Origin of the sequence: Moraxella canis (assembly GCF_002014965.1) — a bacterium.
Classification (GTDB): Bacteria; Pseudomonadota; Gammaproteobacteria; order Pseudomonadales; family Moraxellaceae; genus Moraxella; species Moraxella canis.
In genome coordinates, this window is sequence record NZ_MUXT01000004.1 from 28,188 (window position 1) to 43,014 (window position 14,827).

Consider the following 14,827-nt stretch of genomic DNA (forward strand, 5'->3'; position numbering starts at 1 on the left):
ATCGATAAACTATCGAATTTAAAAGCATGGATCAAAAGCCGTGCTTTTTTATATGGCTTGCCATAATAAGGATAACATATTGGATAATCATTTGATGATCTATGGACTGCTCGCTGGTGTGGCGATCTTGGTGTTTTTATTGCGTCCTAAGTCCAAAAAAATCAAAGGCGATGATATGCCTGTGTGGCCATTTGAACCCATGCCTTTGATGACTGACAGTGAAGTGTTGTTTTTTAAGAAGCTCAAAATGGCACTGCCAGAGTATCATATTTTTGGACAAGTTCAATTATCTAGAATCATTGAACCGACCGAAGATGTGGCGAATGAAAGACAGTTTTGGTTTAATCGAGTTTGTCGGCAGAGCGTTGATTTTGTTTTGGTGGCTGATGATTTGCAAACTGTGCTTGCTGCCATCGAGCTTGATGACTGGACGCACAGCAGTAAGACGCGCCAAAAGCAAGATGCTAAAAAAGATAAAGCGCTTGCCAGCTCTGGCATTCCCATTATTCGATTTCATGCCGAAAAAATGCCGACGGCACAGATGATGCGCCATGATATTTTAGAAGTGCTGCGCCATTATCGCTGATTTTTATTTTTAGGGACTTACTACCAAACTCATGATCGTGACCGATCGGTTATTCATTTTTATTTTAGTGTGTATTAAGTATGATACCATGTGCTAAACCGCCAAAAAGGATAATTATGGAAAATTTAAAGACGCTCACTGTACAAATCGAACATCAGATCGCCACCATCACGCTCAATCGACCGGATAAAAAAAATGCCATCAGCTTTCAGATGATGGATGAGCTGATCAAGGTCGCTCATAAGCTTAAGTGCAATCGTGAAATTCGAGCGGTGATTTTGATGGGCGCTGATGGGAATTTTAGCTCAGGTTTGGATTTGGCGGATTTAAATAACCCTAAGAGCTTGGGTTTTGCTTTGTATGAGCTTGCCAAACCGACACCCAGTAAGTTTCAAAAGGTTTGCTTGATTTGGCAGAGTTTGCCTGTGCCGGTCATTGCTGTTGTAGAGGGCGTGTGCGTGGGCGGCGGTCTTCAGCTTGCACTTGGGGCGGATATTCGTATCGCGGCAGCGGATGCCCGCTTATCGGTGCTTGAGGCTAAGTGGGGCTTAGTTGCTGACATGGGCATTACGCGCACCGCTCGCGATATACGCCGAGATGTGATGAAGCAGATTGCTATGACTGCCGAGATGATGGACGCGCCGACCGCCAAAGACTATGGGCTACTCACGCATATCAGTGATGACCCTGTTCAGATGGCGTTATCGCTGACAGATGCCATCAAGGCGCGTTCGCCGGATGCGGTGCTTGCAGCAAAGCGTGTGATGAATGTTGCACAGCGTCAAGATTATTTGGCGCTATATCAAGAAAAACTTTGGCAGATTAAGCTCATGCTTGGTGCCAATCGAAAGCTGTCTATCAAAAAAGCAAAAGACGATACTGTGCAATTTATCAAGCGCCAATTTAGATGATTTCGCAAAAAATAAAAAATGCCTTACACTGAGTAAAGGCATTTTTTATTTTAAATGAGTTTAATTACTTTTTATAGGCTTTATGGCATGAGCCGCAATTGCTCGCCATTTGACCATACTGGGCTTCGACATCAGCAGCTGTAGTGGCAGTGGCAGCTGCCGCCGATAGCGCATTGATTGATGCGGTAAATTCCTCAGTCTTAGCTCTAAAGCCTTCGGCATCTGTCCACACCTCGTCTTTGGCATCACCACCTTTGGCGGCGTCACCCTCAAAATGAGTCCACATGGCAGCGTTACTGTCAGCAATAAAATCAGCTCGCTCTTTAAAAGTTGCGGCATCAAAAGTATCTGGGTTTTCCATCATGGCTTTCATGCCTTCGTTGGCTTGTCGCCAGTCCTTCATAAGCTTGCTGCGCTCTTCAAGCTGAGGATTATTAGCAGCAGAGGTGCCTGAATTATTACAACCTACCAAAATCATGGTGGCGGACAATGCGGCGGTTAAGGCAATTTTATTAAACATGGCGTCGGCTCCGTTTTGTTAAAAATACAACTTCCATTTGGAAAGACTTATCATCAAAAGATAAGATTTTTTGGGTATTTTAACCAAGTTTTGCTTAGAAATCTGTATATTTACAGAAAAATACACAAAATTTAACAATTGATTAAAATAAAATCTAAAAAATCCCCTCAATAGCGAGGCGATAAGGGGGTAAAAGTGCTTAAGAAAAGCTTATAAGTTCAACCAATCTTGAGGCTTTAAATAAAAATCGGTGAGCTCAAACTCAGGCGTACCTTCTTCAGGCTCGTAGCGATATTCCCAAGCTGCCAAAGGTGGCATGGAAACCAAAATGGACTCCGTGCGTCCATTAGATTGTAGACCGAACAGCGTACCGCGGTCGAACACCAAATTATACTCCACATAGCGACCGCGGCGATACAGCTGAAAATGCCGTTCACGCTCGGTATAGCTTTGATGTTTATTGCGCTCAAAAATTGGCACGATACCCTCAATATAGCCTTGTCCGATAGCTTGCATAAACTGAAAGCAAGTTTCAAAATCCCACCCTGTGGAGGCGGTATTAACATCATCATAAAACAGCCCTCCAACGCCGCGGCGCTCATGACGATGCTTTAAATAAAAATAATCATCACACCAAGTTTTGTATTTGATGTAAACGTCATCACCAAAAGGGCGGCATAAATCATGCGCGACTTGATGCCAGTGTTTGACATCATTAAGGTTGGGATAAAAAGGCGTGAGATCAAATCCGCCACCAAACCACCAAATTGGCGCGCTGCCATCAGTGGGCGTGGCAACAAATAATCGCACATTGGCATGACTGGTCGGAACATACGGGTTTTTAGGATGTACTACCAAGGACACGCCCAAAGCCTCGGCTTGAGCGCCTGCCAGCTCAGGATGGCGAATGGTGGCGGAAACAGGCATTTGCTTGATATGGATGTGGCTGAACATCACGCCTGCTTTTTCAATGACTTGCCCGCCAGATAAAACACACGATCGACCGCCACCGCCTTCGGGGCGCTCCCAAATGTCTGTGATGAATTTGGTCTCTGTGCGACCATCGACACCTCCCAAGCTTTCTTGCTCTTCGAGTGCTTGGATGATACTTTCTTGCAGGTTTAATAAAAACGCTCTGACTGTTTGGATTTGCGTTTGCATGGATTGTCCTAAGTGGCTATGCTAAGTAATGATCCTGAGTGATTAGGGAAGTTCGTTCAAATCATCTGTCTTGATATAGTGATTCATCTGCTCACCTTTGACCATCAGATAAGAAGCGTTGTATTTATTAACGCCAACGATCAAAGGAATGCGTTTAACCACTTCGACCCCCAGCTCATTAAGCTCATTGATTTTGTTAGGATTATTTGTCATCAAAGCCACTTGACTTACGCCGAGATGCGAGAGCATCTGCTGACACATCTCATAAGTGCGCGCATCGGCTGGCAGACCTAATAATAAATTGGCTTCCAGTGTGTCATGACCTTGATCTTGCAGGGCATAAGCACGAATCTTATTGGTCAGACCAATCCCACGCCCCTCTTGACGCAAGTACAAAATCGCCCCCACGCCATGCGCTTGAATGGCACTCATCGCGGCATTGAGCTGTGGTCCGCAGTCACATTTTAGTGAGCCAAACGCATCGCCCGTCAAACATTCAGAATGGATACGCACGATGGGCAGTTTATCTGACTCATTTGGCAATCCTGTGCTTAATAAAATGTGCTCTTGACCGTCCTCATTTTCAAAAATATGAATGTCAAATTCGCCATGAATCGTCGGCAGTTTAGCCTTGGTAATAAATTTATACAAGGGAATATACCTTAAAAATTTCTTTCAAAATCAGTCTATTATAATAAATTATTTACCCAAATCTGTGGGTAAAGCTGACTGTTTGAATCACGCCTAACACGCATTTAAAACATTAAATAAAAATCAAGCTTTCAATGGGGTTTTTCTAGCAAAAATAAAGCCTATCTTGTAAAATAGTCTTTTAACGCCATTGTGATAAAATGATGACACTGCCATGATTTTATGAAAAGATTGGCGGCATCTCGTCAAAAGTGCTATTATGCCATACTCTTTTTGATGATGAAATGTGAATTTATTGATAATCGGAAGCCAAGCAATCATGACGGATTCAGCCACCCATCGCCAATCGTATCGTGCCAAAGTCTTTGATGAGATTTTGACGACGCGTCCTGACACGCCGATCTTGGACCGTGTCGCCAGTCCTGATGACCTAAAGACGATGACGCACGCCGAACTGATCCAGCTTGCCGATGAGCTACGCGCGTATTTGCTGTACTCTACAGGCGTCAGCGGCGGGCATTTTGGCGCCAATCTTGGAGTGATTGAGCTGACCATTGCGCTACATACGGTGCTGAACACGCCCTATGACAAATTGGTGTGGGATGTGGGTCATCAAGCCTACGCTCATAAAGTGCTGACAGGTCGCCGTGAGCGCTTGCCAAGCATCCGCTCAAAAGATGGCTTGACTGCTTTTCCTGAGCGAGAAGAAAGCGAGTATGATACTTTTGGCGTGGGGCATTCTTCTACGTCAATCTCAGCTGCTCTTGGCATGAGTCTGGCGGCGCGTCTGCATGGTGAGGATCGTAAAGTGGCGGCGGTCATCGGCGATGGCGCAATGACAGGCGGCATGGCGTTTGAGGCGATGAATGATGCAGTACAACAAAATGCCGATTTGATGGTCGTCCTTAATGATAATGACATGTCCATTTCAGCAGCGATTGGTGGTTTTTCGCGTCATTTGGCGAAGCTTTGGCAGCGCGGTCTGGCTATGGATATTGATAAGCATGGCAATATTTTGATGGTTAAGCGTGCCATCTCTTCTGATGACCGCCGCATCCGCCATTATCTACAGATGGCAAATGGCGCGATTGAAGATGTCTCAAGCCGCCTACCAAGTAAAATCAGCGAAAAAATCAGTGAGCTGATCCATGGTGTGCCATCGTCACCATTGCCTGATAAAATTGCCGAAAAAATTGGCGACAGATTGTTTGCAGATAATTTATTCAAAGCGATTGGCTTTACTTATCTTGGTCCTTATGATGGTCATGATTTGCCTAAGTTGATTCAAGTGCTAGAGCGTGCCAAACAATTAAAAGGCGCTGTACTTATCCATGTGCATACGGTCAAAGGCAAAGGATTTTTACCTGCCGAAGCTGATCCAATCGGCTATCACGCCATTGGAAAATTGCCCAAAGCAGGCGAAAATAACCCCCTAATATCCAAACCCGCCCCCAAAAAATATTCACAAATATTCGGTGATTGGCTACTTCATCAAGCCTGTCGTGATGATAAACTGGTCGCCATCACGCCAGCCATGGCAGAAGGCTCAGGCATGGTTGAGTATGCTGCCAAATATCCTGAGCGGTTTTTTGATGTGGCGATCGCTGAGCAGCACGCAGTGACACTGGCAGCTGGCATGGCGACTTCTGATCGTGTTAAGCCCGTTGTGGCGATTTATTCGACTTTTTTGCAGCGGGGCTATGATCAGCTCATTCATGATGTCGCCCTACAAAATCTGGATGTGACTTTTGCCATTGACCGTGCTGGCTTGGTGGGTGAGGATGGTGCAACGCACGCAGGCGTTTTTGATTTGGCATACTTAAGATGTGTGCCAAATGTGATCATCGCCGCGCCAAGTGATGAGCACGAATGTCATCAGCTTTTGAACACATGCTATCAGTACCAAGGTGTAGCAGCAGTGCGCTATCCGCGCGGTGCAGGCGTAGGGCGCAAGGTCGATATGACCGACGAACATTACCCAATCGGGCGCGCCAATGTGGTTTGGCAATCACCAGACTTCGATACACAAACTACCAAAAAATTGGCGGTATTGTCATTCGGTACTCGCCTAAAAGATGCTCTGACAGCTGCTCAAAGACTGTCCGATAGCCAAGCAATCGCTTGTATCGTGGTCGATATGCGCTGGGTTAAGCCCATTGATAGCCAGCTGATTGTACAGCTGCTTGAAGCAGGCGTTGATCACATTGCAACTGTTGAAGAGCATCAAATCGCAGGCGGCGCAGGCAGTGCGGTCAATGAATTTGTGATTACCACTCAATCGCCAGTTAAGCTTTTAAATATCGGCATCAAAGATGCGTTCATTCATCATGCCAGTCACGAAGAGCAGCTGTCGTATTGTGGACTGGATACTGATGGGATTTATCAGTCTTTGAGTGAGTTAATGAGTAAGCATTAACTCCTTGCCAGATTAATTCTGTGTTGTCTATTTGCCGCCATTGCCATAATTTTCATTGGTTTTTGGCGGTTTTTCACGTATAATAAAAATCTTTTGCGTGATGAGCGCAAATTGACTCTTTAAGTAGTTTAATTCAATGAAGCAGGTGTAGTATGGAACCGATGGTTGTCATGGCGGCAAACGCAGCCAAAAAAGTGGGTCACGAAATTTTGCGAGCGCATCAAAATCGCCATCGCCTTGATTTGGCGGTAGAATCTAAGGGGCTTGATGGCTTGGTTACCCAAATTGATCGCTATGCAGAAGAGCTGACGATTGCTACGCTCAAAGAAAGCTATCCCAATCATTCTTATTTGGGTGAAGAGTTTGGCTTACAAGAGGGCAAAGGTCATGATGCTGATTGGTGTTGGGTAATTGATCCACTAGATGGCACCCAAAATTTTGTCCATGGCGTACCGCATTTTTGTGTTTCTATCGCTGTCCAAAAAAATGGCGTCACTGAGCATGGCGTGATTTATGATCCTGTTCGTGATGAGATGTTTTCGGCAAGCCGCGGTCGTGGGGCAGTGATGAATCAGCGCCGATTACAGGTCAGTGAGCGCAAGACCATTGAAGGCGGACTGTTTACCACAGGTCATCCTTATGAGCGCATGATGGGCGAAGAGCGCGTCAGCTTTGCGCGTCAGCATTTCGCCAGTTTGCAAGCCATCTGTGAAAATGGTGGTCAAGTGCGCCGCTTTGGTTCTGCTGCCTTGGATTTGTGCTATGTTGCGGCAGGTCGCTATGATGGCTATTTTGAGATGTCGTTGAAGCCTTGGGATGTGGCTGCAGGTGAGCTGATCGTGACCGAAGCGCGTGGCGTGGTGGTTGATCATAAAGGCGCGCCAAATGCGATGACGACTGGTTCTGTGTTTGCTTGTAATGTCAAATTATTAAAGCCACTGATGCAATTGGTCGTACCACGCTGGGAAAATGCTTTGGTGGGTTAATGCTTTTGCAATTTTTGATGATAACGCTCAATTTGAGCGTTATTTTTATGGACAATCCATAAAAAGCTTTGTTTTTCAACATATTTATCCAAAGCCATCAAATATGACAAGATATGTCAAAAATGAAACAAGTGTTTACACTTTATCGGGGTAAATTGGCAATAATTGGTTGTGTACATTTGTAAACCTAGGTTATACTGATCTCAACCAATAAATCAAACACCAAAGCAAATTCATAACAGCCACTGGTGAAAAACATAGGGTATTACAATGAATCAGCCAAAACGCCAAAACATTGAAATGAATATTTTATCTAAAGGGACAGAAAAGCCGATCACCGCCGAGATGATCACCGCCGTCCTAAAAAAACTTGCAAAGAGTCGCCGCGAATCATTGGCACTGACTGCTTAAATGCCTAGGCAAACCGTTTAATCGTTTCTCCAAAACTTGTTGGTTTTCAAGCAAACTTACCGCCTTCGTTGGCGGTTTGTTTGTTTTGGCTCAAAGCTCGCTTAATTTAATATGATTAAAAATCCTAGCCATGACTGATTTATCAGGACTAATAGGATGTGAGTGATAATGGTTATAGAGTCTTAAATAAAAAAGGGCTTGCACACTGGCAAACCTTTGATTATTAAGGTAAAAATGGTAGGCCCAGCAGGACTTGAACCTGCGACCAAAGGATTATGAGTCCTCTGCTCTAACCAACTGAGCTATAGGCCCAAATTTAGATAATAAAAAAACCAATGATGACTGTCACTGGCTTTTTAAATTTGGTGGGGACGGAGAGACTCGAACTCTCACACCTCGCGGCGCTGGAACCTAAATCCAGTGCGTCTACCAATTCCGCCACGTCCCCAAGTTGTTTTTCAAGCAATCTACGCATGACTGCGCGTTCTTGATGTTGGGTATTATATAGACTTTTAAAATTTTGGCAAGCTTTTTTTTGATAAAATGATGACAATCTCATAAAAATTTTATAAACTTTTGATTTTATTGATGATTTATGGACTCATTTCACCTGTTTGTCAAATTCTATGGTGGGATCTGGAAGATTTTCACGGATTTTTTGGGAAAATTCTGCTGACGATATGGGATTTTGATGGGTGTATTGGTCAACTTTTGGATTGATAAGCGCCCGAGTTTTTAATTCATTGAAACTTAACTCTGTGTCAATCATTCCAATTTCGTATAGATACTCAGGCAAGCGACCTGATAATAAGATGCGATAGTCATTGGGTATGGCGCGTATTGGATCCATCAAATCAAATATCGCTGTTGTGCAGTTATCTAATAGTGTATTGTACCAAGAAGGGTGCGCGGCAAGAGTTTCAGCCGCGCGCAAATAAGCTAAAAACAGCTCGCGGATTTCGCTGCTCGGCAATGACAGCGGATAAAGATAAACGCGCTCACCGCGGGCATTGCTGCGAGTGTAGATGATGTCTTTTTCATCAGCGGCGATGATGGTCATCTCATATTGACGAAAAAACCCGCCAATGGATGAAAAACTTTCGCCAATTTCTTTGCGTATTTCAAAAGAAACGGCTATCCGCTGACCATCATCAAAGCCGAATGAAAGCAAAGTATGTCCAATATTGTCGTTATCCCAAATTGAGACGATCAAATCCAACGACTTAATTTGGGATAAATCATAACTGCGCACTTCCCATCTGGGCACATATTCAGTTTTGCTGATCCATTCAAAATTTCTGACATTTTCGACAGTGACTTGATCGCCGATTTGATGAAATCGGATTTGTTCTTCAACTTCATCCTGCCAAGGTCGATCATTGCTTGGCTTTTGAGTATATAGCCAAAAGCTTACAATGCTAAGTGCAGCTGTTAATAGCAGCGTCTGAGTAGCCGCTGAGCGCCGAAGGGTGCATAAATAAGTGATGGGTAGCGCCACCATGGCAGGATAGGTTGCCAGACCAAATGGCCTGTGTACATATAAAGCCAATACGCCCCATGCCGTCCAAAGCGCAAACGCTGAGTGCAGCGAAAACGATGCCAAATAAGCTGAATATACCGAGCTGGGCTTTGTGAATGGATTTAGGCGCTGTAATTTGTGTCGAAACTGATCGGACTTAAGTGGTATCATGGTCATTGATCAAATAATTTTTAATCATCATAGCATATATGATAAACTTATTGATAAGAATTATTTGGAGACTAAAGGAATCAACAATGATCACTGAACTTAAAATCACTGAATTTACACCGACTAAAAATCAAGTAATCTGGGATGTGCGAGACGCCCAAAAGTATCAAGAAGGGCATATCGAATATGCGGTCAATCATCCGCTTGATACGATTAATAAAGCGCTTTTGGATGCCACAAAGGGTGATATTTATGTGCTGTGTGGCGGCGGTACTAAGGCACAAAAAGCAGCAGCATTAATCAATGAGTTAGATCATGAGCGCCGTGTTATTCATTTAACTGGTGGTACGCGCGGTGCGATCGCCAGCGGCATGGTGATTATTACAGAGTCAGATTGAGTTTGATAAATTTCTTATTAAAATCAATCACTTGTAAAATTTATGACAAATTATAGAAATTAGTGGTTGACAGCTTGGGGTCTTAGTTGTATTATACGCACCACAACGACGAGCTGATAACAAAAAGCTTGAAGTGATGAAATCGGAGTGTAGCGCAGCTTGGTAGCGCATCTGCTTTGGGAGCAGAGGGTCGGGGGTTCGAATCCCTCCACTCCGACCATTTAAAGCCGAACAGGCTTTTTTTGTTGGCATTGTCAACATACTAAGCCACTCGAGCGCCTGTAGCTCAGTTGGATAGAGCATCTGCCTTCTAAGCAGGTGGTCGCAGGTTCGAATCCTGCCAGGCGCGCCATATGCCTGCATTACTATGGCGGCTATAGCTCAGTTGGTAGAGCCCCGGGTTGTGATCTCGGTTGTCGTGGGTTCGAGTCCCATTAGTCGCCCCATATTCAAAAATCCTATCAATAGGTTATTGATGGGATTTTTTTGTTGCCTTATTTGAAATTATTGGGTGAATCATTGTCATAAAAAGGTCTTTACTGTACAATATTTCGGCGTATTTAATGATTATTAATCAATCAAAGCATGATTAATGCTGAATTCTTAGACGTTATAAGGGGTTTGATATGTCGGATAAATTGATTATTGGTAGCAGAACTTTTGAGTCGCGCTTGCTGGTTGGTACAGGTAAATATAAAGATCTTAATGAAACCAAAGATGCCATTGAAGCCAGCGGCGCTCAAATTGTCACCGTCGCGATTCGCCGAACCAACATCGGTCAAAATAAAGATGAGCCGAATCTTTTGGATGTGATTTCCCCAAATAAATATACCATTTTGCCTAATACGGCAGGCTGCTTTGATGCCGATAGCGCCATTCGTACCTGTATGCTGGCGCGAGAGCTGCTTGATGGCCATAATCTGGTGAAGCTTGAAGTGCTTGGTGATGAGAAGAATTTATATCCAAATGTCATCGAGACCGTCAAAGCGGCACAAGTACTGATTGAGGATGGATTTGAGGTGATGGTTTATACATCAGATGATCCCATCGTCGCCAAAGAGCTTGAGAGCATGGGCTGTGTGGCAATCATGCCACTTGGCAGTTTGATTGGTTCGGGGCTTGGGTTGTTAAATCGTCATACATTAAGTTTGATTATTGAGCAGACCCAAGTACCTGTACTGGTCGATGCAGGCGTGGGTACGGCATCAGATGCAGCGATCGCCATGGAGCTTGGATGTGATGGGGTCTTGATGAACACTGCCATCGCTCACGCCAAAAATCCAGTGTTGATGGCTTCAGCGATGAACCATGCGGTGGTAGCAGGTCGAGAAGCTTTCTTGGCGGGGCGTATGCCAGCACGCTATATGGCACAAGCAAGCTCACCGCAGACAGGATATTTTTTCAAATAATCCGACGATGCCTTAAACTGGGCAGTCTTAGCCTGATTTGACCTTAAAATACTTAGCAGCGACAAAAATAAAAATTTGAGGACTTATCATTAACCCAAAATTTTGTTATCATAGAACACTTTTTGGGTTAAGGGGTCTTGGATTATGCGTGCGCTAAGCATTGTTGATTCACTATTTTTATTACTAGAAAATGCCAAACAGCCAATGCATGTGGCTGGCATTTGTGTTTTTGAGCTGCCCGAAGATCAAGATGAAGCCAGCTTTATCAATGAGCTTGCCAATCGAATCGACCCTGATGCCATCCCTAATTTCCCATTTAATCAAGTGCTTTATCATAGGGTTGCTTGGAAAACCATTCGCAAATTTCATATCGACCGCCATTGTTATCAGCACAGTCTACAAACTGGCAAGATGTCGGAGGCGCTCGCTCAAATCTCAAGACTGCATGAGCGTCAATTAGATCGCACCAGACCGCTATGGGAGCTGCATTTATTTGATAATCTTGAGCCAGAAACACAAGGCGGATCTAAGCGGTTTTTGTTGTACCTAAAAGTTCATCATGCAATGATGGATGGCGTCGCCGCGATGAGATTGTTTCAGCGTTCGCTGTCACATTCGCCTGATGAAAAGCTGTCCAAGCCAATTTGGTTGAGAGACATTCGCCGTAAAGGGTCAAGCTTTGCGATGGATAAAAAGTCGATTTTAGGGCATTTTAAAGATCAAATTGTGGGTCTAAAGCCAGTCTATCAAGAGCTTAAGTCTGATTATCAGCTGAGCCAAACCGCCTCATCTCAGACACCAAAAACACAGTTTATCAGTAGCTTACAGGCACCGTCATCCATACTCAATCAGCGGATTGGTACCAGTCGCCACATTTCTGTCACGACACTAAAAAAAGCACGTTTTGTGCAGATCGCCAAACAGCTCAATGTCAGCACCAATGACATGATCTTGGCGGTGTGCTCATCAGCCGTCAGGGCTTATCTGATTTCACAAAACGCCTTGCCTGATGCGCCATTGATTGCTTTTGTGCCGACATCATTGCGTAAAAATGACACCGCAATTGGTAATCAAATCTCATTCATTCCTACCAATTTGGGCACAGATAATCCCGATCCTATCATGCGACTGATGGTGATTCATGACAGTATGCAGGCGGGCAAAGGGCGTATTGGGCGCATGACTCAACCTGAGTTTATTAACTATACCGCAGCGCACTATGCTTGGGCGGGGGTGAATTTGGCGACACGAGCATTTCCAACCAAGCAAGCATTTAATCTGATCATCTCAAATATCCCTGGTGATGACACACCGTTGTATTTAAGTGGTGCGCGTCTGACAGCGATGTATCCTGTCTCGGTGCTGCTTGATGGGCAGGCACTGAATATCAGCTTTACCAATTATCAAGATTGTATTGATTTTGGGATCACCGCTTGCCAAGCAGCGCTGCCAAACATCCAATCTTTGCCATCGCTGCTTGCAAAAGCGCTTGATGAGTATGAAAGTCTCTGTGATGACAAGAACAGCCAACATCCAGTTGCTGAGAGCTGATGTCTATTAAACTCATTGATCTTTTGAAAAAAATCCGCTGAATGCCTAACATTCGGCGGATTTTATAATTGTGCGGTTATGCCAAAGTGGCGCCAATCGGCATTTGATCAGGCAGGGTGATCACGGTTAATTGTCCGTCTTTTTCGGCGGATAAAATCATCCCCTCTGAGATACCAAACTTCATCTTGCGGGGTGCCAAATTGGTCACACAAACCACCTTTTTACCGGTCAGCTCCTCAGGCTGATAAAATTTGGCGATACCGCTAAATACATTGCGAGTAGTTTGTTCACCGATATCTAAGGTGAATTGTAATAGCTTATCTGCACCCTCAACGCGTTGGCAGTCAACCACATGTGCCACTTGCATTGTCACTTTGGCAAAATCATCAATGCTGATATGATCGCCAGTTTGTACGGCTGATTTTTTGTTAGATTGTTGCTGATTGGTATTTTTGGTAGGCTTTGACTCAGTCAAGCTTTCTTTTGAATCATTGACCATGGCACTGATTTTATCCTTTTCGATACGCTGCATGAGCGGTGAAAAGGCATTGATGGTGTGCGCTGTTAGGTGCTGATGGCGAGACTCAAAATCCAAACTATCGACATTTAAAAATGCTTTGGCTTGCTCTGATAATTTAGGCAAAATGGGCGCAAGATAAATGACAAGCTTATGGAAAATATTGAGTGCGACCGTACAAACCGCCTGAACCTCCTCGATTTTGCCTTCTTTATTGAGCGCCCAAGGCTTATGAGTGTCGATATATTCATTGGCTTTGTCGGCGCACGCCATGATTAGGCGGGTAGCTTTAGAAAATTCGCGTGCTTCATAAGCGGCGGCAATCTCATCGCCCGCTGCAATGATATCTTCCAAAAGCTTGGGTTCAGATAAGCTGTCGGCAAGTTTGCCTGCATTATTTTTATGGATAAATCCTGCCGAACGCGACGCGATATTGACCACTTTACCAACCAAATCTGAATTGACTTTTTGCATAAAATCATCCAGATCAAGGTTAATGTCTTCAACGTTTGCTGATAGTTTGCTAGCAAAATAATAGCGCAAATATTCAGGATTTAGATGAGACAGATAAGTTTCTGCTTTGATAAAGGTGCCACGCGACTTGCTCATTTTTTCGCCATTGACGGTCAAAAAACCATGCGCATTGATGGCTGTCGGCGTACGGTAGCCAGCGCCTTCAAGCATGGCTGGCCAAAACAGCGCATGAAAATACACGATGTCTTTTCCGATAAAATGATACAGCTCGGTTTGACTGTCCTTATTAAAATATTCGTCAAAATCTATGCCATTACGCTCACACAGATTTTTAAAGCTTGCCATGTAGCCCACAGGCGCATCAAGCCAAACATAAAAATATTTGTCTGGTTCGCCGGCGGGGGTATTGGGAATTTTAAAGCCAAAATATGGCGCATCACGGCTGATGTCCCAAGGCGCAAGACCGGCTTCAAACCACTCAGACAACTTGTTATAAATGGCGGGCTGAAGGCGTCCGTCCGCTTTTGTCCATGTCTTTAAAAAGTCATCAAACTGCGGTAAATCAAAAAAATAGTGTTTTGATGACTTGATGACAGGCACTGAGTTAGAAAGCGTGGAATACGGGTTTTTTAGTTCAGTGGCATTATAGGTGCTTGAGCAGACTTCGCAGTTATCGCCGTATTGGTCGGGTGCGCCGCATTCAGGGCAGTCGCCCTTGACGAAGCGATCCGCCAAAAATAGCCCCTTTTCAGTATCAAACAGCTGCTCAACATCTTTAGTGAAGATGTAGCCATTTTCTTGTAATTTGGTATAAATTTCTTGGGAAAAGTGCTCATTTTCAGGGCTGTGTGTTGAGTAATAATTATCAAAATCAACGAAAAATCCTGCAAAGTCCTTCTCATGGCTTGCCTTGACCGTGGCGATCTGCTCTTCGGGTGTGACGCCATTGGCTTCGGCTTTGAGCATGATGGCGGTGCCGTGTGCGTCATCGGCGCACACATAAGTCACGGTATGGCCCATGGCTTTCATGGCACGCACCCAAATGTCGGTTTGGATATACTCAACCAGATGCCCCAAATGAATTGGACCATTGGCATAAGGCAAAGCGCTAGTAACTAAAATTTTGCGGTTCGTTGTCATAAAAAT

Annotated in this window: 13 protein-coding genes and 5 tRNA genes; 11 read left to right on the forward strand and 7 right to left on the reverse strand. The window is 44.4% G+C overall.

The window, feature by feature from the left end:
* The first annotated feature begins 79 nt into the window (after positions 1 to 79).
* Both B0180_RS02510 and B0180_RS02515 read left to right on the forward strand, forming a co-directional pair.
* Positions 80 to 586: a DUF2726 domain-containing protein gene (locus B0180_RS02510; RefSeq protein WP_233424900.1), complete on the forward strand. Its 507-nt coding sequence runs from the start codon at positions 80 to 82 to the stop codon at positions 584 to 586.
* A gap of 116 nt (positions 587 to 702) precedes the next feature.
* Positions 703 to 1,497: a crotonase/enoyl-CoA hydratase family protein gene (locus tag B0180_RS02515; protein ID WP_078255537.1), complete on the forward strand. Its 795-nt coding sequence runs from the start codon at positions 703 to 705 to the stop codon at positions 1,495 to 1,497.
* Positions 1,498 to 1,561: 64 nt separating this feature from the next.
* Here the strand turns inward: B0180_RS02515 and B0180_RS02520 are convergent, their stop codons facing one another.
* From B0180_RS02520 to ribA, 3 genes are all read right to left on the reverse strand, one after another.
* Positions 1,562 to 2,017, reverse strand: coding sequence for a c-type cytochrome (locus B0180_RS02520; protein WP_049237436.1), 456 nt, complete (start codon positions 2,015 to 2,017; stop codon positions 1,562 to 1,564).
* A gap of 210 nt (positions 2,018 to 2,227) precedes the next feature.
* Positions 2,228 to 3,178: an oxygen-dependent coproporphyrinogen oxidase gene (gene hemF / locus B0180_RS02525; RefSeq protein WP_078255538.1), complete on the reverse strand. Its 951-nt coding sequence runs from the start codon at positions 3,176 to 3,178 to the stop codon at positions 2,228 to 2,230.
* Positions 3,179 to 3,220: 42 nt separating this feature from the next.
* Positions 3,221 to 3,835 (reverse strand): GTP cyclohydrolase II, encoded by a 615-nt coding sequence (gene ribA / locus B0180_RS02530; RefSeq protein ID WP_167366916.1) that lies wholly within the window; start codon positions 3,833 to 3,835, stop codon positions 3,221 to 3,223.
* Between the two features lie 313 nt (positions 3,836 to 4,148).
* On the opposite strand from ribA, the gene dxs reads away from it, so the two are divergent.
* The 3 genes from dxs (at position 4,149) to B0180_RS10130 (ending at position 7,642) form a co-directional block, all read left to right on the forward strand.
* Positions 4,149 to 6,245 (forward strand): 1-deoxy-D-xylulose-5-phosphate synthase, encoded by a 2,097-nt coding sequence (gene dxs / locus B0180_RS02535; RefSeq protein WP_078255540.1) that lies wholly within the window; start codon positions 4,149 to 4,151, stop codon positions 6,243 to 6,245.
* 152 nt (positions 6,246 to 6,397) lie between these two features.
* Positions 6,398 to 7,231, forward strand: coding sequence for an inositol monophosphatase family protein (locus B0180_RS02540; protein ID WP_078255541.1), 834 nt, complete (start codon positions 6,398 to 6,400; stop codon positions 7,229 to 7,231).
* A gap of 270 nt (positions 7,232 to 7,501) precedes the next feature.
* Positions 7,502 to 7,642, forward strand: a complete 141-nt coding sequence (locus tag B0180_RS10130) for a hypothetical protein (protein ID WP_167366908.1) — start codon at positions 7,502 to 7,504, stop codon at positions 7,640 to 7,642.
* Positions 7,643 to 7,877: 235 nt separating this feature from the next.
* On the opposite strand, the gene B0180_RS02545 is transcribed toward B0180_RS10130, so the two are convergent.
* From B0180_RS02545 to B0180_RS02555, 3 genes are all read right to left on the reverse strand, one after another.
* Positions 7,878 to 7,954, reverse strand: a tRNA-Ile gene (locus B0180_RS02545).
* Between the two features lie 51 nt (positions 7,955 to 8,005).
* Positions 8,006 to 8,090 (reverse strand) — tRNA-Leu (locus B0180_RS02550).
* A 153-nt stretch (positions 8,091 to 8,243) separates the two neighbouring features.
* On the reverse strand, positions 8,244 to 9,332 hold the full coding sequence (locus tag B0180_RS02555; protein WP_167366909.1) for a DUF4105 domain-containing protein: 1,089 nt from the start codon (positions 9,330 to 9,332) through the stop codon (positions 8,244 to 8,246).
* Between the two features lie 86 nt (positions 9,333 to 9,418).
* Here B0180_RS02555 and B0180_RS02560 point away from each other — a divergent pair, with 86 nt between their 5' ends.
* The 6 genes from B0180_RS02560 to B0180_RS02585 all read left to right on the forward strand — a co-directional run bounded on the left by B0180_RS02560 (position 9,419) and on the right by B0180_RS02585 (position 12,690).
* Entirely contained in the window at positions 9,419 to 9,730 is a 312-nt protein-coding gene (locus tag B0180_RS02560; RefSeq protein WP_078255543.1) for a rhodanese-like domain-containing protein, read from the forward strand.
* Between the two features lie 143 nt (positions 9,731 to 9,873).
* A tRNA-Pro gene (locus tag B0180_RS02565) sits at positions 9,874 to 9,950 on the forward strand.
* A 55-nt stretch (positions 9,951 to 10,005) separates the two neighbouring features.
* Positions 10,006 to 10,082, forward strand: a tRNA-Arg gene (locus B0180_RS02570).
* 18 nt (positions 10,083 to 10,100) lie between these two features.
* A tRNA-His gene (locus tag B0180_RS02575) sits at positions 10,101 to 10,176 on the forward strand.
* A gap of 180 nt (positions 10,177 to 10,356) precedes the next feature.
* Positions 10,357 to 11,139 (forward strand): thiazole synthase, encoded by a 783-nt coding sequence (locus tag B0180_RS02580; protein WP_049237378.1) that lies wholly within the window; start codon positions 10,357 to 10,359, stop codon positions 11,137 to 11,139.
* A gap of 144 nt (positions 11,140 to 11,283) precedes the next feature.
* Positions 11,284 to 12,690 carry a wax ester/triacylglycerol synthase family O-acyltransferase gene (locus B0180_RS02585; protein WP_078255544.1) on the forward strand — a complete coding sequence of 469 codons (1,407 nt, stop codon included), beginning with the start codon at positions 11,284 to 11,286 and terminating at the stop codon, positions 12,688 to 12,690.
* A 76-nt stretch (positions 12,691 to 12,766) separates the two neighbouring features.
* Here the strand turns inward: B0180_RS02585 and metG are convergent, their stop codons facing one another.
* A complete protein-coding gene (gene metG / locus B0180_RS02590) occupies positions 12,767 to 14,821 on the reverse strand; it encodes a methionine--tRNA ligase (protein ID WP_078255748.1) in 2,055 nt (684 codons plus the stop codon).
* Between the last annotated feature and the right edge of the window lie 6 nt (positions 14,822 to 14,827).

What these genes read in the sequence shown, in the direction of transcription:
- B0180_RS02555 (WP_167366909.1), bottom strand. Translation starts at nt 9,332, where the DNA reads ATGATACCACTTAAGTCCGATCAGTTTCGACACAAATTACAGCGCCTA.
- B0180_RS02515 (WP_078255537.1), top strand. Translation starts at nt 703, where the DNA reads ATGGAAAATTTAAAGACGCTCACTGTACAAATCGAACATCAGATCGCC.
- metG (WP_078255748.1), bottom strand. Translation starts at nt 14,821, where the DNA reads ATGACAACGAACCGCAAAATTTTAGTTACTAGCGCTTTGCCTTATGCC.
- hemF (WP_078255538.1), bottom strand. Translation starts at nt 3,178, where the DNA reads ATGCAAACGCAAATCCAAACAGTCAGAGCGTTTTTATTAAACCTGCAA.
- B0180_RS02560 (WP_078255543.1), top strand. Translation starts at nt 9,419, where the DNA reads ATGATCACTGAACTTAAAATCACTGAATTTACACCGACTAAAAATCAA.
- B0180_RS10130 (WP_167366908.1), top strand. Translation starts at nt 7,502, where the DNA reads ATGAATCAGCCAAAACGCCAAAACATTGAAATGAATATTTTATCTAAA.
- B0180_RS02520 (WP_049237436.1), bottom strand. Translation starts at nt 2,017, where the DNA reads ATGTTTAATAAAATTGCCTTAACCGCCGCATTGTCCGCCACCATGATT.
- B0180_RS02580 (WP_049237378.1), top strand. Translation starts at nt 10,357, where the DNA reads ATGTCGGATAAATTGATTATTGGTAGCAGAACTTTTGAGTCGCGCTTG.
- B0180_RS02540 (WP_078255541.1), top strand. Translation starts at nt 6,398, where the DNA reads ATGGAACCGATGGTTGTCATGGCGGCAAACGCAGCCAAAAAAGTGGGT.
- dxs (WP_078255540.1), top strand. Translation starts at nt 4,149, where the DNA reads ATGACGGATTCAGCCACCCATCGCCAATCGTATCGTGCCAAAGTCTTT.
- B0180_RS02585 (WP_078255544.1), top strand. Translation starts at nt 11,284, where the DNA reads ATGCGTGCGCTAAGCATTGTTGATTCACTATTTTTATTACTAGAAAAT.